16 protein-coding genes are annotated in these 21361 nt (G+C 70.8%); 9 read left to right on the top strand and 7 right to left on the bottom strand.

What is annotated here, in order from left to right:
• The first annotated feature begins 83 nt into the window (after positions 1 to 83).
• Positions 84 to 2309, top strand: a complete 2226-nt coding sequence (locus tag ACWD2L_RS10040) for a galactose-binding domain-containing protein (RefSeq protein ID WP_451188312.1) — start codon at positions 84 to 86, stop codon at positions 2307 to 2309.
• Between the two features lie 97 nt (positions 2310 to 2406).
• Positions 2407 to 3846, top strand: a complete 1440-nt coding sequence (locus ACWD2L_RS10045) for a sulfatase-like hydrolase/transferase (protein WP_451188315.1) — start codon at positions 2407 to 2409, stop codon at positions 3844 to 3846.
• 22 nt (positions 3847 to 3868) lie between these two features.
• Here the strand turns inward: ACWD2L_RS10045 and thpR are convergent, their stop codons facing one another.
• From thpR to ACWD2L_RS10060, 3 genes are all read right to left on the bottom strand, one after another.
• A complete protein-coding gene (gene thpR, locus ACWD2L_RS10050; RefSeq protein WP_451188318.1) occupies positions 3869 to 4492 on the bottom strand; it encodes an RNA 2',3'-cyclic phosphodiesterase in 624 nt (207 codons plus the stop codon).
• The gene (gene rph, locus ACWD2L_RS10055; protein ID WP_451188321.1) at positions 4489 to 7134 is read right to left on the bottom strand and encodes a rifamycin-inactivating phosphotransferase; all 2646 of its coding nucleotides are present in this window, start codon (positions 7132 to 7134) and stop codon (positions 4489 to 4491) included. Before rph ends, thpR begins: the two co-directional genes overlap by 4 nt.
• A gap of 76 nt (positions 7135 to 7210) precedes the next feature.
• Entirely contained in the window at positions 7211 to 8104 is an 894-nt protein-coding gene (locus ACWD2L_RS10060; RefSeq protein ID WP_451188324.1) for a LysR family transcriptional regulator, read from the bottom strand.
• 107 nt (positions 8105 to 8211) lie between these two features.
• Here ACWD2L_RS10060 and ACWD2L_RS10065 point away from each other — a divergent pair, with 107 nt between their 5' ends.
• Both ACWD2L_RS10065 and ACWD2L_RS10070 read left to right on the top strand, forming a co-directional pair.
• Positions 8212 to 8973, top strand: a complete 762-nt coding sequence (locus tag ACWD2L_RS10065; protein ID WP_451188327.1) for a sulfite exporter TauE/SafE family protein — start codon at positions 8212 to 8214, stop codon at positions 8971 to 8973.
• Positions 8974 to 9042: 69 nt separating this feature from the next.
• The gene (locus ACWD2L_RS10070; RefSeq protein ID WP_451188330.1) at positions 9043 to 9939 is read left to right on the top strand and encodes an MBL fold metallo-hydrolase; all 897 of its coding nucleotides are present in this window, start codon (positions 9043 to 9045) and stop codon (positions 9937 to 9939) included.
• Positions 9940 to 9978: 39 nt separating this feature from the next.
• Here the strand turns inward: ACWD2L_RS10070 and ACWD2L_RS10075 are convergent, their stop codons facing one another.
• Entirely contained in the window at positions 9979 to 10425 is a 447-nt protein-coding gene (locus ACWD2L_RS10075) for an anthrone oxygenase family protein (RefSeq protein ID WP_451188333.1), read from the bottom strand.
• A gap of 93 nt (positions 10426 to 10518) precedes the next feature.
• On the opposite strand from ACWD2L_RS10075, the gene ACWD2L_RS10080 reads away from it, so the two are divergent.
• On the top strand, positions 10519 to 11097 hold the full coding sequence (locus ACWD2L_RS10080; RefSeq protein WP_451188336.1) for a TetR/AcrR family transcriptional regulator: 579 nt from the start codon (positions 10519 to 10521) through the stop codon (positions 11095 to 11097).
• Positions 11098 to 11345: 248 nt separating this feature from the next.
• Here ACWD2L_RS10080 and ACWD2L_RS10085 read toward each other — a convergent pair whose 3' ends face one another.
• On the bottom strand, positions 11346 to 11789 hold the full coding sequence (locus ACWD2L_RS10085; protein ID WP_451188338.1) for a hypothetical protein: 444 nt from the start codon (positions 11787 to 11789) through the stop codon (positions 11346 to 11348).
• A 276-nt stretch (positions 11790 to 12065) separates the two neighbouring features.
• Between ACWD2L_RS10085 and gdhA the strand changes: the two genes are divergently transcribed.
• Positions 12066 to 13451, top strand: coding sequence for an NADP-specific glutamate dehydrogenase (gdhA, locus tag ACWD2L_RS10090; protein ID WP_451188340.1), 1386 nt, complete (start codon positions 12066 to 12068; stop codon positions 13449 to 13451).
• Positions 13452 to 13487: 36 nt separating this feature from the next.
• On the opposite strand, the gene ACWD2L_RS10095 is transcribed toward gdhA, so the two are convergent.
• Positions 13488 to 14771, bottom strand: a complete 1284-nt coding sequence (locus ACWD2L_RS10095) for a PucR family transcriptional regulator (RefSeq protein ID WP_451188343.1) — start codon at positions 14769 to 14771, stop codon at positions 13488 to 13490.
• Between the two features lie 226 nt (positions 14772 to 14997).
• Between ACWD2L_RS10095 and ACWD2L_RS10100 the strand changes: the two genes are divergently transcribed.
• Positions 14998 to 15969, top strand: a complete 972-nt coding sequence (locus ACWD2L_RS10100; RefSeq protein WP_451188345.1) for an esterase/lipase family protein — start codon at positions 14998 to 15000, stop codon at positions 15967 to 15969.
• 27 nt (positions 15970 to 15996) lie between these two features.
• Here ACWD2L_RS10100 and ACWD2L_RS10105 read toward each other — a convergent pair whose 3' ends face one another.
• Positions 15997 to 17898 (bottom strand): ATP-binding protein, encoded by a 1902-nt coding sequence (locus ACWD2L_RS10105; protein ID WP_451188348.1) that lies wholly within the window; start codon positions 17896 to 17898, stop codon positions 15997 to 15999.
• A gap of 504 nt (positions 17899 to 18402) precedes the next feature.
• On the opposite strand from ACWD2L_RS10105, the gene ACWD2L_RS10110 reads away from it, so the two are divergent.
• Entirely contained in the window at positions 18403 to 19533 is a 1131-nt protein-coding gene (locus ACWD2L_RS10110) for a LacI family DNA-binding transcriptional regulator (protein WP_451188351.1), read from the top strand.
• Between the two features lie 137 nt (positions 19534 to 19670).
• Positions 19671 to 21359 carry an ABC transporter substrate-binding protein gene (locus ACWD2L_RS10115; protein WP_451188353.1) on the top strand — a complete coding sequence of 563 codons (1689 nt, stop codon included), beginning with the start codon at positions 19671 to 19673 and terminating at the stop codon, positions 21357 to 21359.
• Positions 21360 to 21361 lie beyond the last annotated feature (2 nt).

The raw sequence follows: 21361 nt of genomic DNA on the forward strand, positions 1-21361 counted from the left end.
GTCACGGGGCTCCGCCCCGGACCCCGCTCCTCAATCGCCGGAGGGGCTGGATTGTGCACAACAGTCCTATAGGAAGGTTCCGTATGAGATCCGGTATCCGCTCGACCCGTACCGCCGCCACGGTGTTCATGTCCGCCGTCGCCCTCTCGCTCGCCCTCCTGCCGGCGGCCCAGGCGGGAGCCGCCGACCCGGCGGTCCTGCACGCCGCGCCCCACGGCTCCGGTTCCGTGTGCACCCGCGTCGCCCCCTGCTCGCTCGACGGCGCCCGTGATGCCGCGCGGGCCGTCGCCGGTCGGAGTGTTCGCGTGGAACTGGCGGGTGGCACCTACGCGTTGAGCCGACCGCTCGACCTCGACGGCAAGGACTCCGGTGTCACGTGGGCCGCCGCCCCCGGCGCCCGGCCCGTGCTCTCCGGAGGCCGCGCGGTCACCGGCTGGTCCGCCAATGCCGACGGCACCTGGACGGCGCCGGTCCCGGAAGGTGTCACCCCGCGACAGCTCTTCGTCGACGGCGTACGTGCCGTCCGCGCGCGCGGCGACTCCTGCGCCGCCTCCGTGTGCGACGCCACCAAGACGGGCATGACCGGCGCCCAACGCACCGGCATCGACCAGTGGGAGCGGCCCACCGACGCCGAGGCCGTCATCCGGGTGCGCTGGCGCAACTACCACTGCCGGATCACCTCCGTCAGCGGTGACGACATGACGTTCGCCCAGCCCTGTTGGACCAACTCCTCCTCCGGCACCGGCCGCACCGGCCCCTCCTGGGACTCCACCACCGTCGACTCCGGCCGCTACACGAAGGTGTCCTACTTCGAGAACGCCCGCGAACTCCTCGACAAGCCGGGCGAGTTCGTGTGGGACTCGGCCGCGCGGACGGTCACGTACCTGCCGCGCGAGGGGGAGAACCCGCGCCGTTTCCAGGCGGTCACCCCCGCCACGGAAGGGCTCGTGAACCTCGACGGCGCCCAAGACATCCGCCTCACCGGCATCGGGTTCGCTTACTCCGCCTACCGGCAGCCCGACACCGACGAGGGCTACGCGGGCACCCAGGCCGGGCTGACACTCACCGGTGCCACCGGGCCCGTGGACCACGCCGGCCGTCACTACACCAAGCCCGCCGCCGCGCTCACCGTCCGCGGGGGCCGGGACGTGGTCGTCGACGACGCCTCGTTCACCCGGCTCGGCGGCGCTGGTGTGATCTTCGAGCGGGGTACCCAGGACTCGACCCTCACCCGCTCCCGCTTCACCGATCTGTCCTCCGGCGCCGCCTACATAGGTGACACGGAACCCCGGCCGTCGGCCGAACTCACCGGAGCCCGCAACACGGTGTCGTACAACACCGTCCGGCACGCCGGCGTGGAGTACACGGACGCCGTAGGCATCTGGGCGGGCTACGAGGCGGGCACCGCCATCGACCACAACACCCTCGACGACCTGCCCTACTCCGGCATCTCCGTCGGCTGGGGCTGGAACCAGCCCGAGGTCCAGAAGTCCGTCCTGCGCGACAACCGCATCACGAACAACCGGATCACCAACGCCATGCGCGTCGCGTACGACCAGCACGACGGCGGCGCCATCTACACGCAGGGCGCCCAGCCCGGCACCGTGATCTCCGGGAACTACCTCAACCGCAGCGCGTACGGGAACACCGAGCGCGACGGCAACGGCATCTACCTCGACGAGCAGTCCAGCCACATCACCGTCACCCGCAACGTCCTCACCCGGCTCGGCTACAAGTGGGTCTCCAACTGGGCGGACTACGGCATCGACAACCACGCCACCGGCAACTGGACCGACACCGACGCCCTCGCCCTCGCCGGCACCGGTTCGACCATGACCGACAACCACACCAAGCTCGACCGACTGCCGGCCGAGGCGCTGAAGGTGGCCGGTTCCGCCGGGGCGGATCCCCACGGCAAGGTCGAACAGCTGCGCCGCGACCTCGCCCGCACCGGCACCGCCACCCAGTCCTCCACGGACGGCACCGCCACCGCGGCGCGCGCGATCGACGGTGACACCTCGACCGACACCCGCACCCAGTCCGAGCCGGGCGCCTGGTGGCAGGTCGACCTCGGCGCCCTCCGGCACGTCGGCCAGGTCGAGGTCTGGAACGACGCGTCGACGACAACAGGCGACTTCGACGTCCAGCTCGCCAGGTCTGCCGACTTCTCCGACGCGACGACCGCACACATCACCGGCAAGGCCCTCCGTCCCACCGTCCTCGACACCAACGACGAAGCACGCTACGTACGCATCAAACTGGAGGGCACCGGCTCGGTCGGCCTGAGCCATGTGCTGGTGCACCCCTGACGGGATTCCCCCTCACCTCGTGGGTGGTCGGCCGCGCCGCCGCAGCCGACCACCCACGCAACCCGAACACTTAGGCTCGACCCATGGACCTCAAGGAATGGCCGCCGAACGGGACTTCGGCATGACCGAACAGCGCCCCGTCCAGCCGCTCAACTTCGTCGTCGTCCTCACCGACGACCAGGGGCGCTGGGCCATGCCGCACCGGATGCCCGAGCTGCACATGCCGCACCTCGCCCGCCTCATGGACGACGCCGTGGAGTTGGACCAGTTCTACTGCGCGTCCCCGGTCTGTTCCCCGGCCCGCGCGTCCCTGATGACCGGGCGGATGCCCTCCGCGCACGGCGTGCACGACTGGCTCGTCGGTGAGCGCCATCCGGACGCCAAGCCCGACCACTACCTCGCCGGACAGCCCACCACACCGGAGGTCCTCGCCGACGCCGGCTACGCGTGCATGATGAGCGGCAAGTGGCATGTCGGCCACTCCCAACGGCCGGCTCCCGGTTTCACCGACTGGTACGCGCACCGCTACGGGGGAGGGCCGTATTACGACGCCCCCGTCTGGTCACCCGACGGCGAGCCCATGGCCCAAGAGGGCTACCTCACCCACGCCATCACCGACAGCGCCGTCCGCTTCCTCCGCGAGCGGGACCGCGACCGCCCCTTCTACCTCCAGGTCAACTACACGGCCCCGCACGACCCGTGGATCGACAACCACCCGCGCCAATACCTCGACCGATACGCCGACTGCGACTTCCCCTCCGTGCCTCGCGAACCACGGCACCCCTGGACGAAGCCCCGACGGCGCGCCTTCCAGGCCGCGTTCGACGACCCGGCCGCGAGCCTCGCCGGCTACTGCGCCTCGCTCAGCGCGGTCGACGACGGCCTCGCCGACCTGCGCGCCGAGCTGGAGGCCCAAGGCGTATGGGAATCAACGGTGTTGCTGTTCACCGCCGACAACGGTTTCTCCTGCGGACACCACGGCCTGTGGGGCAAGGGCAACGGCACCTTCCCCCTGAACTTCTGGGACAACTCCGTGCGTGTCCCCGCCGTCGTACGCGTCCCGGACGGTATCCGCGGCGTGAGTGACCGCCTGATCAGCGCGGCGTCCTGGCACGCCACCGTGTGCGAACTCGCAGGAGTCCGCCCGCCGGACGACCGGTGGGGAGTCAGCGAGTCGTTCGCCGACCTACTGCGCGGACGCCCCGCGTCGCGGCCGGAGACGGTCGTCGTCCTCGCCGAGTACGGCCAGGGCCGCATGATCACCGACGGCCGCTGGAAACTCGTCGTACGCTCCGAAGGCCCCGGCGAGCTCTACGACCACGCCGACGACCCGGACGAACGCACCAACCTCTTCGGCACGCCCACCGCCCGCGGCACCCGGCACGACCTCACGTCCGCGCTGCACGACTGGTTCGCCCACCACGAACGCGCGGGCATGTCCGCCTACCACCACCGGGTCACCGGACACGGCCAGGTGCATCCGATGTCCCGGGGACGCGACGACGAGGCCACATACGTACAGAGCGACGCCCCCTGAGCCCACCCCGCCTGTCAGAACTTCAGCGGTCCCGCTGAACCGGCCCCGCTGAACCGGCCTCGGACCCGCCCGAGAGCTCCCACGCCCCGATGTCCTGGTAGCGCCTCGGCGTGGACGCGGTCCCGGGCATGCTGGCGACCAGGTGGAGACGGTGCGCGCGCCAGTGCCGACCGGTGAACGCGTCGAGCGCGGCGGCCGCCTCCGGGACGGACGTCGTGTCGTGGCGGCGGGCGCGCGCCAACGTCAGGTGCGGACGGAGCGGACGCTCGGGGAAGTCGACCCCGCAGGCCCTGACCTGCTTCCGGACCGCGTCGGACAGCAGATGCAGATCGTCGAGGTCACCCTCCACGCCGGTCCACAACACCCGATCGTCGAAGTGGCCACCGCCGCGCAGCGCCAGCTCGGGGGAGGGCTGTACGGCCGCGATGTCGGCCAGCGGCCGCAGGAGCCGCTGGACCGCTGCCGCTGACTGCTCGCCGAGGAACGCCAGCGTGATGTGCCAGTCCTCGATGCGGTTCTGCCGCAGGCGGGGGTGGGCGGCGTGGACCGGGCGCAGGGCGAGCGCCAGTTCCTCTTTCGCGTCGTCGGGCGGGGCGAGGGCGATGAACGCGCGCAGGGTGGCGGCGGACTCGGTCGGATCGGTCACGTGTGCTCCAGGATCTCGACGTACCCGTCCGCCCCGTGCACACGGACCTGCTGGCCGTCCCGGATCAGCCGAGTGGCCCCGTCCACACCCACGACCGCCGGCAGACCGTACTCCCGGGCGATCACCGCGCCGTGCGTCATCAGCCCTCCCACCTCCGTGACAAGCCCCGCGACCGCCACGAAGAGCGGCGACCAACTGGGATCCGTATAGGCCGTGACCAGGATGTCACCCGCCTCCAGATCGGCCTGCGCCATGTCGAGGACGACGCGGGCCCGGCCCTCGACCGTCCCGGCGGACACCGGCAGACCGATCAGCGCGCCGTCCGGGACGTCCTCGCGCCGATACGTTCCCCGGACGGCCTCGCCGTCCGAGGTGAGCACGCGCGGCGGGGTGAGCGACTGATGTGTACGGAAATCGTCCTTGCGGCGCTGGATGAGTTGGCGGTCCACCCGGTGCGAGCACGCGACGTCATGAAGCTCCTGGAACGTCAGGTAGCAGACGTCCTCGATGTCATCGAGCACACCCGCCCGTACCAGCCGCCCCGCCTCCTCCCACAACGCCCGCTTGTAGACGAAGTACCGGCGGATGATGCCGTACTTGGGGTACTCGCGGTAGCCGATGAAGGTGCGGACGCGCTCGATCATCCGCCGGGTCTCGTCGGCCTTCATGTCCCCGTCCACAGGCAGGGCGCGCAGGCGTGACAGCACGTCCGATTCCTTTCGGTGTGCCTTCTCGAGGCCCTCCTCGAACTGCCGCTCCGCCGCGCCAGGTTGGAAGTTCCGTACGTTGTCGAGGATCACCGGCACGAGCGTGGTGGGGCGTTCGCTCCAGCGCGGCCGCGTGATGTCGATCTCGCCGACGCAGCGCATGCCGTACCGGCCCAGGTAGCCCTCGACGGCGTCGCGCGCCTCGGGTCCGCCTGCGCGCTTCGCCAGCTCGTCCAGGAAGGTGTCGTCCGAGAGCCGCCCGGCGTCCTGGAGGAAGGCCACCACCTCCGGCAGCGGACGGATCAGGTCCGCGACGTCGAGCAGCGCGAGACCCATCTCCGAGGTGATGTTGCCGGGCGCGGACAGCGTGAGCGTGTCAGCGGCGTTCTTCTCGCCCAGCCACTCGTACAGCTTGTCGTTGAGCCACCACGTGGCCTCCATGCCCGCCATGATCGCCTGCATGCTCAGCCGGTCGCCGAGGGCCCGCTTGTGCTCCTCGAAGGCATCGAGCAGGAAGTCGAACAGGGCAGGACCGGTCTTCGTACGGATGTCGCGCTCCAGGGCCGCGATGGACTCCTGGCTCCGCTCGGTCAGCCCGGTGACGACGGCCGGGTCGGTCTCGATGGGGGCGGGCGGACCGCCGCCGTCGGCCGGTGGTGTGGCGGGGGCCGGGTCCGGGAGCGTCGGGACGAAGTCGCCGCGGTCGAGGACGGTTTCGAGGGCGTCCCTGATAAGCGGATCGCCTCGTCCGACCATGCCGAGGAGACCCGCGCGGGCCGTGGGCGTGGCAAGGCGTTTGGTGGCGTCGACGAACAGCCGCCCACCGGCCTCGTGCATCGGCGCCATCGCCGTCAACTGCCATACGGAGATGCCCAGCGGCCGCATCGCGTCGGTCATCATCTGCTGATGGCCGACGGAGAGGTAGACGTGGTTGTCCTCGTCGTCGCGCTCGGGGACCGGGAACAGCGTCGTGATCGGCCGGCTCTGCACGATGTGGAACTCGGCGCGGCCACCGGCATCGGTGGCGGCCTCTGTCAGGCACCATTCGATGTCCTGCGGCCTCCCGAAGTGTGCCTCGACGCGGCGCCCGAGCTCGACGAGCCGGACGACCTGCGCATCGGTCAGCGCCGGCTGCGTCTGCCGCTCCGCGTCGACCGTCACCTGCTCCGTGCCACCGTCCGGGAGCGCGTACACGGCACGCAGCTTGGCGGCGATGGTCCGCTCGACGACCTCGCCGCCGCGCACCCGGAAGACGTCCGGGTTCACCAGGCCGGAGACAAGGGCCTCGCCGAGGCCGAAGCCGGCGTCCACGGTGGCGACCTTGCGGTTGCCCGTGACGGGGTCGGCCGTGAACAGGACGCCGGACGATTCCGGGCGCACCATCCGCTGCACGACGACGGCCATGTCGACCGTACGGTGGTCGATGCCGGCCCGCTGACGGTAGGTCACGGCCCGCTCGGAGAACAGCGAGGCCCAGCACCGGCTGACGTGCTGAAGGATCGACTCCGGCCCGACGATGTTCAGGTACGTGTCCTGCTGGCCGGCGAAGGAGGCCGTCGGCAGGTCCTCCGCGGTGGCGCTGGAGCGGACGGCGCAGGGGGCCCGCTCACCCAGGTCGCGGAGCGCGCCACCGATCTCGGCCGCGAGCCCGTCCGGAACACCGATCCCCTCGACGATTCGGCGGAGTTCCGCGCTGAGCGCCCGGATCGCCTCCCGGTCGTCCGGATCCGTACGCGCCAGCTGATCGAGCCGCTCGTCGAGCGACAGCGTGTCCGCCATGACCCGCCGAAAGGCATCCGTCGTCACACAGAAGCCGGCCGGGACCCGGACGCCCTCGATCCGCGCGAGCCCGCCCAGCTGTGCGCCCTTGCCGCCGACGAGCGCGACCTGCGTCTCATCGACCTCCCGAAGCCCCACTACGTACCGCTCGCTCACTGCGCTGCCTCCCTGGCGGCCGTCCGCCCACGTATTACGTATGACGCATGACGGATCACCGATCACGAACTATGGATTATGACTCCAGGGCTGCTCGGCGCAGGTGCCCGGCGAGCGCCTCTGCGGCCGGCGAGGCCGCGCCGTCCTTGGCTCCCCACGCCAGCAGATGGCGCCTGCGAGCCCACGGGTCCTGCAACGCGCATACGTCGAGGGGGTGGCGCGGGTCGATGGCGCGCCGCGGCACGACGGCGAGGCCGGCGCCCGCGGCGGCGAGGGAGACGAGGACGTTCAGGTCGGCGACGGTGGTGCGGTGGCGCACCACGGGGGCGTGCGGCCCGAGCCGCTTCTCGATCCAGCGGCGCAGCGAGGAGCCGGCGTCGAGGCCGACGAGCGGGTGCTCGGCGACCTCGCTGTACGTCAGTGCGGTCCGCCCGTCGAGGACTCCTCCGGCCTGGCCGATCACGACGAGGGAGTCGTCGCCCAGGGGTTCCATGTGCAGGCCGCTGTCGCCGGCCTCGTCGTCGATGACGACCCCGAGGTCCGCCTCGCCGTCGGCGAGCCTGCGTACGGTCCGTGGTGTGCGGCTCTCGGACACGGTGACGTCGGTGTCCGGATGGGCGCGCAGGAACGGGACGAGGGCCTGCGGCACGAGCCGGTGCATCGCCGATCCGCCGCCCAGCAGGGTGAGTTGGGCGTGCGGGGACCGGGTGTAGCTCGCGACGGCGCTGTCGAGGCGTGCGGTCCTGTCGAGCACGTCGCGCGCGTGGCGGGCCAGCGTCGCCCCCGCGGGAGTGGGCCGTACGCCCCGGCGGCCGCGGATCAGCAGTGTCACCTCGGCGTGGTGCTCTAGGGAGCGCACCCGGGCGCTGGCCGAGGGCAGGCTCAGGTGCATGCGCCGGGCGCCCGCCGTGATCGAGCCCTCCGTGACGATGTGAAGGAAGAGCCGCAGGCCGTCCAAGTCGTAGCGCACCGGCACATCCTAGGACACGCTCTCAGCAGCAGCCTAAGGAACAGACGTAGGCTGGGAACGTCGATTCCGCATTGTGGAGCCGCTTGTCCACGGGTGATGCTCTGCGGGTGATGGAGCCTCTTCTTGTCCTGCTGGCCGGCGTCGCCGCCGGAGCCCTGAATGCCATCGGCGGTGGCGGAACCTTCGTGGCGCTGCCCGCACTCGTCGCCGTCGGCCTGCCGCCGGTGGTCGCGAACGCGGTGTCACGCGTCGCCCTCGTACCGGGCGCAGTCACCAGCGCGTGGGTCTACCGACGCGAACTCGCCCCGGTGGGAACGACGTCCACCAAGGCGCTGACGGTGATCAGTGTGCTGGGTGGCGCTGTCGGCGCGACCCTTCTCCTCGTGCTCCCCGCGTCCTCCTTCGACGCCGCCGTGCCCTGGCTGCTCGCGTTCGCGACGGTGGTCCTCGCCTTCGGGCGGCACCTGTCGAGTGCGTTGACCCGTGCGCTGGGCCGCCCGGTCGGCATGAGTGGGGGCGCCGTCCTGATCGGTCAGTTCTTCCTCGGTGTGTACGGCGGTTACTTCGGCGGAGCCGTAGGCATCCTGATGCTGGCGCTGTGGGGCATCGGCTTCGGCCTCGATGCCGCGGCCGGCAATCCGATGCGGGTGACCCAGCTCGCGGCCATGTACCTCAGCGCGACCGTGCTCTTCCTCCTGGCCTCGGACGCGCTGACCGCGCCGCTCCTCCTCACGGCCATGCTGGTCGGTGCGGTGGTCGGCGGTTTCGCCGGCGCCCACCTGGCGCGCCGCCTGTCGGCCCGACTGCTGCGGGGCGTCCTGCTGACGACGGCGGTGGTCACGACCGTGCTGTATTTCCTGCGCGGCTGACCAAGCGGGCAGGCGGGGCAGGGGGTGCCTTATGGCGGTCCCGTCCGCAGTTCGATAGAAACGGTAACCATGGAACCCCGCCCCACCGGCTACACCCCCGCGGCGTACGGCGCCGTCACCGTGCTCGTCGGCGCCTGCAACGGGGCCTACCCGTACGGTAATTCGCTGCTCGTGCGCGGTACGATCGCCTCGCTGGTCGTCGACCCCTCGCTGTCGCTCGTCGACGACGCGCCTCCCGCGGACCTGGTCCTCGTGAGCCACGCCCACGAGGACCACATCGCGGGCCTCGGACGCTACGACGTGCCGGTGCACGTGCACCACGGCGACCTCGACGCGCTGCGCTCGCGCGCGGCCCTCGTCTCCGCGCTCGGACTGCCCCCGGACTCGGTCGACGCCGTCGACGCGGCGATGCGGGACGAGTTCCACGTCGAAGGCCGCCCGGATGCGCAGGCGTTCAAGGACGGCGCCGTGTTCGACCTGGGCGGGCGGACGGTGACCGTGGTCCACCTGCCCGGACACACCGCGGGCCACAGCGGCTTCCTGGTCGAACCCGACGGCTTCCTGTTCGTCGCGGACATCGACCTGACGTCGTTCGGCCCGTACTACGGCGACGTCGGCAGCAGCCTCGTCGACTTCGAGGTGTCGATGCGGCGCTGCGCGGACATCGACGCCCGCTGGTACGGCACCGCCCACCAGAAGGGTGTGATCGAGGGAGCGGCCGAGTTCCGCCGCCGGCTCGACGCCTATGCCGGCGTGGTGGAGAGGCGGGACACCGAACTGCTGGCCTTCCTGGGCGAACCGCACACACCGGACGAGATCGCCGACCACCGGCTCGTGTACCGGCCGCATGTGGAGGGCGCGCACATCCGGGCCGTGGAACTGCGCACGGCGCGGCGGCACTTGGACCGGCTGATGGGGCAGGGCCGGGTCGAGGAAGTGGCGGCCGGGCGCTTCCGCGCCGCGTAGTGACGCGGCGCGGAGGGGAGTTCTCGTCGCCCCACGGACTCAGACCAGCGCCGCGACCAGCACGGCGAACGAGGCGACGATGACGGCGACGCGGACGTAGTGGTAGCGGTCCCAGCGGCTCATCTGCTCCTTCCAGTCCGCGGGCCGGTTCTCGGCGGTCCACGTCTTGCCCTGGTTGTTGATCGGGACGAGCAGCAGGAGCGACATGACCACGCTGACGACCAGCAGCCCGCCTGCGACGACGACGAGGCGCGCGCCGTCGTGGTGCCACCCGGCGACGGCCCAGATCGCGATGAGGACGAGCGATCCGATGTACCAGAACGGCATGACGGCGCCCAGCATCCGGCCCCCGTGGGAGCGGGCCCGCTGATTGGCGTCGTCGGGGAGGCCGCTGAAGATCGGGTTCATGACGAAGGCGACGGAGAACTCCACCCCCACCATCACGCCGAGAACCACGGTGGTGAAGACCTCAAGTGCGTTGAGCATGACGATCCCTCCGGCAATATCTAGCGGCGCTAGATGGTGAGGCAACGCTAGTACTGCTGCCGCTCGATTGTCTAGCAGTGCTAGGATCGAATCATGTCGGTACAGGAACGCAAGGAGCGCGAACGTGCGAGCCGCGAGCGCCTCATCGTGGCCACGGCCCGTGAACTCGCCGAGCAGCAGGGCTGGGACGCGGTCACCACCCGCAAGCTGGCCGAGCGCATCGAGTACAGCCAGCCCGTCCTCTACAGCCACTTCCGCGGCAAACGGGAGATCATCGGCGCCGTCGCCCTCGAGGGAGCCGCCGACATGGCCGTGACGCTGTGGGCCGCGACCGCCGCCGCGGACGGCCCGCGCGCCCGGGTCGCCGCCCTCGCCCACGCCTACCTCGACTTCGCCGAGCGGAACCCGGCGGTCTACGACGCCCTGTTCCAGCTCGACGGCGGTCTGGCGTTCGCCCAGGAGGAAACGCCCGAGCCTCTCAAGGACGCCTTCGCCGCGCTACTGGAGACACTCTCCGAGGTCGCCGGCGACGACGTCCACCCGGGGCTTTTCACCGAGGTGTTCTGGGCCGCCCTGCACGGACTCGCGACCCTGGGCAGGGCGGGCCGGCTGCCATCGGAGTACGTCGAGCAGAGGGTGGGGCTACTGGTGGACCGGCTCGCCGTGCTCTGACGGCTCGGCGAACCACGTGCCCGCCGTGTGAAGACGGCCGGGGAGTCCGGTGCAGTTCGTCAACTCGGCGCCGCGTGGCAGAACATGGCGGATCGCGGCTCGTTACGTCCAGTGGAGTCGGCTGCGGTACCTGTCGCGTGATGAGCGTACGGGGGAGTGCACACCCCGCAGCCGGCCTCTTCCCCTCGGGCCGGCCCCGCTTCCTCGAACCAGCGGGGTCGGCCACCCCCTCCCCGAAGTGCCTCGATTCAGCGGGTCAGCGGGTCGTCACCCAGCGTGCTCCGCGGCGCCGGGGCCGCGGTGATCGTCCGGTACGCGGCCCGGGCGTGGGTCACGCGGGCCCACAGGGTGCCGACGAGGGTGGCGGTCAGGAGGCAGGTCAGCCAGAGCGTGTCGCGGTGGCCGATCCAGCTGAGGGTGCCCGCCGGCGGAATCGCGAAGCCGTTGAGGAACAGCCAGCACAGCACGGCGGTGCCGGGCGCCGCGGTGAATCTGGCGCAGAAGCCGAGGCCCGCGGCGAGCAGCGCGAGCGCGGTGAGCGCGAGCCAGGGGCGGCCCGGTCCGAGCAGTATGTTGATGAGCGCCACGAGCAGCAGGGCGGTACCGCCGGTCAGCGCCCACACCAGCGGAGTGGCCACGGGCCGGGGTATGGGACGCGGTTCGGTACTCTCGATGGACACCCACTTGATCACGCGCACGCTTCCTTCCCGTCGGCTTCGGAGGCCGGGGTCGTATTCTCCCTCACCGGTCTTCGCGCCCGGAAGTCCCGGGCAGGTTGGTCGAAATGACGCGGTATGCGCGATTTGTTCAGGTCGGGTGGCCGTGCGCGCAGGCCCACACCGTCCGGAATCCGGATGCCACTGGTCAAGGGGTTTACGTGCGCGTAACACTTACCCTGTCCCACGCACGGCAATGGCGCCGCGCGCTCATCGAACGACCGGACCCGAGCGAGCCGCACCCGCAGGGAGATGGCGACTGCCGAGCCCGAAAGGCTTTCAGTGACGACGCGATCCAACACGCAGGACATCCTCGACAACCTCCTTGCCGAGATCGAAAAGCGGAACCCCGCGCAGCCCGAGTTCCACCAGGCCGTGCACGAGGTCCTCGAGACCCTCGCCCCGGTGCTCCAGGCCCGCCCCGAGTACGCCGAGGCCGCCCTCGTGGAGCGGCTGTGCGAGCCCGAGCGGCAGGTCATGTTCCGGGTGCCGTGGCAGGACGACCGCGGCCGGGTGCACGTCAACCGCGGGTTCCGCGTCGAGTTCAACAGCGCGCTCGGCCCGTACAAGGGCGGCCTGCGCTTCCACTCCTCGGTCAACCTCGGTGTCATCAAGTTCCTGGGCTTCGAGCAGATCTTCAAGAACGCGCTGACCGGTCTCGGTATCGGCGGCGGCAAGGGCGGCAGCGACTTCGACCCGCACGGGCGCAGCGACGCCGAGGTCATGCGGTTCTGCCAGTCCTTCATGACGGAGCTGTACCGGCACATCGGCGAGCACACCGACGTCCCCGCGGGCGACATCGGCGTGGGCGGCCGCGAGATCGGCTATCTCTTCGGTCAGTACCGGCGCATCACCAACCGCTGGGAGTCCGTCCTCACGGGCAAGGGGCAGGGCTGGGGCGGCTCGCTGATCCGCCCGGAGGCGACCGGGTACGGCAACGTCCTGTTCGCCGAGGCCATGCTGCGCGAGCGCGGCGAGGACCTGGAGGGGCAGACGGTCGTCGTGTCGGGCTCCGGCAATGTCGCCATCTACACCATCGACAAGCTGCACGCCCTCGGTGCGAACCCGGTCACCTGCTCGGACTCCTCCGGGTACGTCGTGGACGAGAAGGGCATCGACCTCGAACTGCTCCAGCAGATCAAGGAAGTTGAGCGCGGCCGGGTCGACGTGTACGCCGAACGCCGCGGCGCCTCCGCCCGGTTCGTGCCCGGCGGAAGCGTCTGGGACGTCGCCGGTGACGTGGCACTGCCGTCGGCCACCCAGAACGAACTGGACGAGAACGCCGCCGCCACCCTCATCCGCAACGGTGTCAAGGCGGTGTCCGAGGGCGCGAACATGCCGACGACGCCCGAGGCCGTGCACCTGCTCCAGAAGGCGGGCGTCGCCTTCGGCCCCGGCAAGGCGGCCAACGCCGGCGGCGTCGCCGTCAGCGCGCTGGAGATGGCGCAGAACCACGCCCGTACGTCGTGGTCCGCGCAGCGGGTCGAGGACGAGCTGGCGGGCATCATGAAGGACATCCATGACACCTGCCACGAGACCGCCGAGCGCTACGGCGCCCCCGGCGACTATGTGACGGGCGCGAACATCGCGGGCTTCGAGCGCGTCGCCGACGCGATGCTGGCGCAGGGCGTCATCTGAGCCCGTTGGCCGTTTGGCCTCTCGGGACGAAGGCGGTCACCCGCTTTCGTCCCGCGAGGCCTGCGCCGCCTCGTCCCACGGGGCCTCCATCGCGTCGAGCGCGCTGATCGCGGCCCGGACCCGCAGCGCGTCCGGGCCCGCCGTGACGTCGAGCCCCGTGATCTCGGCGGCCCGGCGCAGCCGATAGTCGACCGTGTTGGGGTGCACGCACAGCGCGTGCGCGGCGTGGCGGCGGCTGAGCCCGCAGCGCAGGTACGTACGCACCGTCTCCAGCAGTTCGGGGCGTCCCGCCAACGGCCGCATCAGGTACGCAAGTTCGTCCCGCGCGGGACCCGGACGCATCAACTGGTACTCGAGAAGCACGTCCGGGAGCCGGTACATCCCCGGAGGGCGCTCCGAGGCCGCCGCCACCCGGCGGACCTCCTTGGCGAGGGCCACCGCGGCGGGCACACCGGCCGGGGCGGCGGACGCCGCGCCCGCCATGATGTCGACCCCGGCGACCCTTCGCATGTGCGCGACCGCGTCCGCCAGCCGCTTCCACTCCTCGTGCGAGACATCATCGGGCGCCGTACGGCACGGGACCAGCGCCAGACCGCCGTGACCTGACAGCGCGGACAGGACCGTGCCGTCGACATGGCGGTCCAACTCCACCCGCAGGCGCCGCAGTTTGCGCCTCCCCGCGATGACCGGACTCACCCCGTCGAGCGCCTCGTCGGGGTGGGCGCCGATGGCGAGGTCGAGGACCAGGAAGCAGGGCGGGACGTCGAGACCCCAGCGGGCCGCGGCGCCCTGCACATCCGTTCCCTCGACCAGCGCCGTCAGCAGGTCCTGGCGTGCGGACTGTTCCTCGCCCAGGACCGCCTGACGCTCGGCGGTGTACCCCGCGACCACGGTCACCGTCATGCGTTCCAGGAACTCGAGGACCAGCGTCGTGGCGGTCCGTACGTGTTCCAGATCGCCCGCCGTGGCATGGCGCAGCATCTGCTGCAGGCACTCCTGCGCGCCGATGTGGTACGCCCGCAGCACCGCGTCGACGGGCACGCCCTCCTCAGCGCGTTTGGCAGCCGACTGACGCAGCGCCAGAAGCCTTCCCTCGTCCGGGAGTCGGCTCGTACGCAGCATCGTCGCGAAGGAGGCTATGCACTGCTCGACGACCCGCTGGATCTCGCCGCGGAGCTGCTCTCGCGGCATGGTGTCGTACACCGGCACCCGGTCGACGAGGCGGTCCAGGACACGCCCGGTCAGCTGCGGCAGCGCCTCGCTCAGGCGCTGGTGCAGGAGAACGCCGTCAAAGGACAGCGGCGCCGACGAGCCGGTCATGTCGCCTCCCCACGGACCCCGAAGTTACCTACGCGTAGCGGCACCCAAGATCGCTGTCCGTGGGAGGGGTGTCAAGAGCGGGTCCAGGGGCTGGGTGGGTTCTCCGGGAGGCGCGCCGCTTTGTGACGGCTCACAATCGGCGCTGTTGATGTCTGGACGTCAGCCGGGGTCGCCGGCGCGTTCGGTGCACCAGTCTTCCTCGGGACATCAGAAAGGCAGGACACACATGTCTGTGACCGATCCGCCCACGCGCACGTCGAGGACCTCCAAGGGCCTGGCAGCCGCGGCGCTCTGTGCTTCCGCCGTCCTCACCCTCTCGGCCGCGCCACCCGCACACGCCGACGACGCGCCCAAGCTTCCCGAAGGCGGGGTGGCCCAGGCCCTGACGAACTACGCGACCTCGCCGGGGGCCGTCGCGGGCGCCAACGACTGGTCGTGCAGACCGAGCGCCGCACACCCCGACCCGGTCGTCCTGCTGCCCGGCACGTTCTTCAACATCGGTGCCAACTTCGTGAAGGCCGCGCCCCGCCTGAAGAACGCGGGCTACTGCGTCTACGCCATGAACTACGGCTTCACCGCCCTGTCCGCCGGACGGGTCGGCGGGCTCGGCCCGAACCGTGAGTCGGCGGCCCAGCTCGACGCGTTCGTGGACAGGACGCTCGCCTCGACGGGCGCGAAGAAGGTGGACATCGTCGGTCACTCGCTCGGCGGAAACGTCCCGATGTGGTGGATGAAGAAGATGGGCGGCGCCAAGAAGGTCGGCAAGTACGTCGGCTGGGCGCCGAGTTCACACGGCACGAACCTCAACGGCATCACCGATCTCGGCAACGCGCTGCACCTGATGGGCTTCCTGACCGGCCTGTCGAAGGTCGGTCAGTTCCCCGGTGTGATCGAGCAGACGAACACCTCCGAGTACACCCGCGAGATGTGGGCGGACGGCGACACCGTCCCGGACGGGCCGCACTACACGGTCGTCATGACGAAGTACGACACCGTTGTCACGCCGTACGCCTCCCAGGCGCTCAAGGGCAAGGACGTCGACAACGTGGTCCTTCAGGACGCCTGCCCCGGCGACCGCGCCGGGCACATGGGGCTGTTCAACGACAGCCCGACGCTCCAGATCACCATGAACGCCCTCGCCGACGGCCCCGCGGACTTCAAGCCCTCCTGCCGGGACTACGGGCTGCAGTTCCTCTGACCCGCGACACCGCGCGCGGGCGTCGCGTCATCCGGACAGCCCCGGGATGACCGGGGACGGGGCGGCCTGCCCGGTGCGCAGGGCCGTGAGAAGGGAGCGCAGGGCGGCGTGGGCCTGCGGTGCGCAGGTGGCGGAGTCGGCGTCGGACACCGCGCGGTGGGCGCGTGTCCAGGCTCTGGCGGTACGGCCGTTGTGGTGGTCGACGAGGGCGAGGGCGTAGCGGGCGCGCATGCTGGACCACACGTCGTCACGGAGTCCGGGCTGGGCGAGGGCGGCGAGGGCCGCGCGGTGTGCGGTGCGCGGCTCGGTGTCCCGCCGGGCGCAGGCGAGGGCCGCGAGGTAGACGGCGCGGCCCGGCCCGCCGGTGGTGTGGTCGGGCGTGAGGACACAGGCCTGTTCGAAGAGGTCGACCGCCTGCCGGGGGTCGCCGAGGGTGAGGGCGACGAGGCCGTGGACGTGGGCGATGCGGGCCAGCAGGGTGTCGTCGCCGTCGAGGACGGCACCGGGCCAGATCCGGTCGAGCAGGGTGAGGGCCGTGTCCGGGTCGGTGCGCGCGGAGAGCCAGGCGGCGAGCCAGGCCGCGGGGGCCGCTGACGGGTGGTCCTCGGGGCAGCGGGCCAGGAGCTGGAGGAGGTAGCGCAGCCCGGCCGTGCCGTGGCCCGTGACCCACCAGAACCACAGCCGGGTGGCGGTCTCCAGGGCGGCGACGACGGCCTCGGGACGGGGGTCGGTCAGCGCGTACCGCAGGACGGCGTTGAGGTTGTGCTGCTCGTCGGTCAGCAGGCGTACCGCCTGGGTCTGATGTCCGTGCTCCCACAGGTGTTCCGCGAGGTGGACGGTCCTTCGGCAATGCCCGGCCCGGCGTTCGACGGCGATGTCCAGCTCGCCGGCCTCGGTGAGCCGGCGCTCGCCGAACTCCCGTACGGCCGGGGGCATCCGATAGCGCGGTTCGGCGGGGCCGTGCGGGTCGTTCTCGTGCTGGAGCAGGCCGAGCGAGGCCAGTTGGGTCAGTAGGCCCGGCACCTGGGGCGGGGCGATCTCGCCGCCGGCGCACAGCAGGACGGCGGCCGCCTCGCCGAAAGGACCCGCCAGAATGCTGGCGCGACTCCACACCATCCGCATCCACGGGGAGCACAGCGTGTGGACGGAGCCGATGGCCTCCTCGACGGACCGGTGCCGCCGCAGGTGCGGCCGGGGGCTGTGCAGCCAGGACTGCCCGTGCTCCACGAGTTCGGCCAGGTCGTGCAGGGAGTACGACCTCAGCTGGGCGGCGGCGAGTTCGACCGCCAGGGGCAGTCCGTCGAGGGTACGGCAGATGGCCTGGACGCGTTCGAGGGTGGCCGGATCGCGGTGCCGCAGCGCGCCACCGGCCGTGGCCAGGAACAGTCGCGCGGCGGGCGAGGGGGAGCCGTCGTCCGCCGACTCGGTGCCGAGCGGGCCGAGCCGCAGCACCGCTTCGTCGCCGAGCCCGAGGGGGCGGCGGGCGGTGACCAGGACCTGGAGCGTCGGGTGGTGCAGGAGATGTCGCTGGACCACTCCGACGCACTCGTCGTGGACCGGGTCGATGTCGTCCAGGAACAGCAGGACCCGAGGGGCCGTCCGCCGCCTCGCGGGCGGGCCGTCCGGCGAGATCGGGGTGCCGAGCAGCGCCTGCCGCACGGCGTCCCTGAAGGCCCCCGGCCGACCGGCCGCCTCCGGCCAGGACACCCGCGCCACCTGTCGCCGGGACAGCCGGGCCCGCTGCGCGGCGACATCGCTCAGCAGGCTCTTGCCGACCCCGACCGGGCCGGCGACCGTGACCAGCCGGTGGCCCGCCAACAGGCTTCGCAGCTGGGTCAGTTCCGTCTCCCGCCCGATGAGGGAGTCGTCGGCCCTGCTGTCCGCGACGAGCTTGAGAAGCGTGCCGACCTCGCCCGCTTGCTTGCGCACCTTGTGTCCTTTGCGGCCTCGATGAATGGAACGAAGGGGTGGTGAGCGAAGATCAGCAGAATCGTTACTGTCGGCAACTCCCGGCAGCTTCAACGCCGGTGGCGCGCGCCGGTAGTGCGCGTGGGCGCAGGCGTACCCGCAGGGCAGACAAATCGGATGCACCCGATGACGAACTCCACGGAAAAACCCCACCAGGAACACTTTACGCACACATTCACCTACAGGACCTCCATATTGGGGCGCCCCCTCCGTGCGGACGCCCGTGAGCGTCCGGTCATGACACCGTATTCACTGCGTATACATGCCAAATCCGCGTTTGCGGTGGTTGGTTGCGTCGGCCGGCGCAGCAAATGCGTGTCTCATAGCGGCAATTGGTGCGCCACCTGTTGCCCCAGCGGCTCCAGCGCCTTAGCGTTCTGGCACTCAACCGCTTGAGTTCAGGGCAGTTGGGTTTCGGGCCGTTCCGTTCGGGGCGGCCTGCCGGTAGGCGTGGCAGGAGATTCCATGCGCCGTACTCCCTCCAGACGCTCGACCCTGAAGGACATCGCCGAAGAGGCGAGGGTGTCCGAGTCCGCCGTGTCCCTGGCGCTCAACGGGCGGCCCGGTGTCTCGCCGACGACCCGGCAGCGGGTGCGCGAGGTCGCCGACCGGCTCGGGTGGCAACCGAGCGCGGCGGCACGGGCGTTGAACGGGGACAGTACCGCCACGGTGGGGCTCGTCCTGGCCCGCCCCGCGCATGCCCTGGGCGCGGAGTTCTTCTTCCTGCAGCTGGTGTCCGGGATCCAGGAGGCGCTCGCCGGGCGGGGCATCGGGCTGCTGTTCCTGGTGGTCCCCGACGTGGACGCCGAATGTGCGGCCTACCGTCGCTGGTGGGCCGAGCGACGGGTGGACGGTGTGCTCGTCGTCGACCCGAGGGGCGGCGACCCGCGTCCCGCGCTGCTCGACGAGCTCGGCCTGCCCGCCGCGTTCATCGGATCCGTGCCGGGGAGCGAGGGCGGCGCGGCGTACCCGGGCATCTCCAGCGTGTGGGCCTCGGACACCCGGGCGATGGCCGGCATCGTCCAGCATCTGCACGGCCTCGGACACCGCCGCATCGCGCACGTCGCGGGACTGCCCCATCTCGCCCACACCCAGCAGCGGATCGGCTCCCTGCGGGACGAGACGGAGCGGCTCGGCCTCGACCCCGCCGACGTACGCAGCATCCCCACCGACTACTCGCGGCAGCAGGGCGTCGCCGCCACCCGACAGCTGCTCGACACACATGCGCCGCGGCCCACGGCGATCGTCTACGACACCGACGTGCTGGCCGTCGCCGGGCTCGGCGTCGCCGCCTCGCTCGGCATCGAGGTGCCGGGGGCGCTGACGCTCGTCGCCTGGGACGAGTCCGTGCTCACGGGCTCCACCCATCCGCCGCTGTCCGCCCTTGTCCGTGACACCCCGGCCTTCGGGCGGCACGCCGCCGAGGAGTTGCTGGCGCTGATCGACGGGGGGCCCGCGCGCACCGTCGAGGACGAGACCCCGCGGCTCGTCCCACGCGGCAGCAGCGGCCCGGCCCCCACCGACCGCGGCCGAAACCCCACCGGGCGTGCCCCGACCGGTCGCGCCCCCACCGACCGGGGCCCCACCCCCGGCTGAGTCACCTACCACGGCTGATCCACGCACCACGGCGCCGCACCACTGCGCTCTGACAACGATGTCGAACCTTCTGCCGCTTCACCCCACCCCCCCCCGCGCGATGTCCCCGCCCCCGACACCCCTCCGGAGAGCCTCCGATGAACCCGAAGCTCCGTGTGACCTCGAACCCCCGCCCTGCCACCGCGCGTATCGGTGTCCGCGTCGCCGCCGTCGGCGCCGCGGTGCTCTCGCTCGCCCTGTCCGGCTGTTCGGCCGCGCCGTCCCCGGCGGGCGGCTCCGCCGGTGGTGGCGCGCTCACCACGAACCTCGGTTTCGCGGGGACCACCATCAACCGCAACTTCAACCCGTTCGCCCTCAAGCCGACGCAGGGCACCTTCGGGTTCCAGTACGAGGCGCTCTTCGACTTCAACATCCTCGAAGGCGGCAAGTTCACACCCTGGCTGGCCAAGAAGTACGAGTGGGCCGACGGCGGCAAGAAGATCACCATCCACCTCGACGAGCGGGCCAACTGGAGCGACGGCTCCAAGCTCACCGCCCAGGACGTCGTGTTCACCCTGAACTACGTGAAGAAGAACAAGCTGCCCCCGACCTGGGCCTTCGCCTTCAGCAAAGCATCCGCACCGGACGCGCACACCGTCCAGATCACCTTCGACGAGCCCGCCTACTCCAAGATCGACAGGATCGGCGGAACCACCCCCGTGCCCGAGAAGATCTGGAAGAAGAAGGACGGCGCGAAGGACACCAACCCGAACCCGGTCGGCTCGGGCCCGTACACGCTGAAGCAGTACACCCCGCAGCAGCTCACCTTCGAGGCCCGCGACAACTACTGGAAGCAGAAGAACGTCCCGGTCAAGACCGTGAAGGCGCCCATCATCACGCAGGCGTCCGAGGTGCCCAAGCTGCTCAGCGGGGAACTCGACTGGAGCGGCGGCGTCGTGCCCGACGTCAAGAAGCAGTACATCGACAAGGACCCCAAGAACCACCACGCCTGGTACCCCACCTACGGCGGCCAGTTCCTGTTCTTCAACCACACCAGGAAGCCGTTCGACGACGTCCACGTCCGCAAGGGCCTGTCGCTCGCCGTCGACCGCAGCCAGCTCTTGAACGTCACCAACCCGGGGATGTTCAACACCCTCAACCTCACGGGCCTCGACTCGAAGACCCAGGGCAAGTGGATCGCCGACGAGTACAAGGACGCAGAGCAGCCCAAGGCCGAACTCTCCAAGGCGATCGCCGAGTTCAAGAAGGCCGGCTACACGAGGAAGAACGGCAAGCTGGTCGACGGCAGTGGCAAGCAGCTCAGCTTCTCCATCATGGAGGTGCAGGAGTGGGGCGACGCCGTGCAGTTCGACAAGGTTGTCGCCTCGCAACTGAAGAAGGCGGGCGTCGACGTCAACGTGAGGCCGGTCGCGGCGGCGCAGATCGATGCCAAGCGCAAGGACGGTGACTTCGACGTCACGATCGGCGGCGGGGTCTACTACTCCACGCCGTACAACTTCTTCGAGGACATGCTCTCCAGCGACAACGCGGGCATCTGGACCAACTACGGCCACTACAAGAGCAAGAGGGCCGACGCGCTGCTCAAGGAGATGGCGAGTGCCAACGACGACGCGAGTGTCAAGAAGTACGCGGCGAAGTTCGAGAAGATCATGGTCGAGGACGTGCCGGCCGCCCCGCTGATCACGATCGGCGTCTCCTCCGAGTACAACAGCAAGAACTGGACCGGCTGGCCGAGCGAGAAGAAGCCCTACGCCCAGCCCGCACCGTGGGGCGGCGGCGTCGACGCCATGAGCATCCTGCTCAACCTGCGCCCGGCGAAGGGCTGACC

Source organism: Streptomyces sp. NPDC002754 (genome assembly GCF_053592315.1).

Bases quoted from the DNA above. Each gene is read 5' to 3' on its own strand.
- ACWD2L_RS10070 (WP_451188330.1), top strand. From the start codon at position 9,043: ATGGAACCCCGCCCCACCGGCTACACCCCCGCGGCGTACGGCGCCGTC.
- ACWD2L_RS10075 (WP_451188333.1), bottom strand. From the start codon at position 10,425: ATGCTCAACGCACTTGAGGTCTTCACCACCGTGGTTCTCGGCGTGATG.
- ACWD2L_RS10045 (WP_451188315.1), top strand. From the start codon at position 2,407: ATGGCCGCCGAACGGGACTTCGGCATGACCGAACAGCGCCCCGTCCAG.
- ACWD2L_RS10110 (WP_451188351.1), top strand. From the start codon at position 18,403: ATGCGCCGTACTCCCTCCAGACGCTCGACCCTGAAGGACATCGCCGAA.
- ACWD2L_RS10095 (WP_451188343.1), bottom strand. From the start codon at position 14,771: ATGACCGGCTCGTCGGCGCCGCTGTCCTTTGACGGCGTTCTCCTGCAC.
- ACWD2L_RS10040 (WP_451188312.1), top strand. From the start codon at position 84: ATGAGATCCGGTATCCGCTCGACCCGTACCGCCGCCACGGTGTTCATG.
- ACWD2L_RS10080 (WP_451188336.1), top strand. From the start codon at position 10,519: ATGTCGGTACAGGAACGCAAGGAGCGCGAACGTGCGAGCCGCGAGCGC.
- ACWD2L_RS10100 (WP_451188345.1), top strand. From the start codon at position 14,998: ATGTCTGTGACCGATCCGCCCACGCGCACGTCGAGGACCTCCAAGGGC.
- gdhA (WP_451188340.1), top strand. From the start codon at position 12,066: ATGGCGACTGCCGAGCCCGAAAGGCTTTCAGTGACGACGCGATCCAAC.
- ACWD2L_RS10115 (WP_451188353.1), top strand. From the start codon at position 19,671: ATGAACCCGAAGCTCCGTGTGACCTCGAACCCCCGCCCTGCCACCGCG.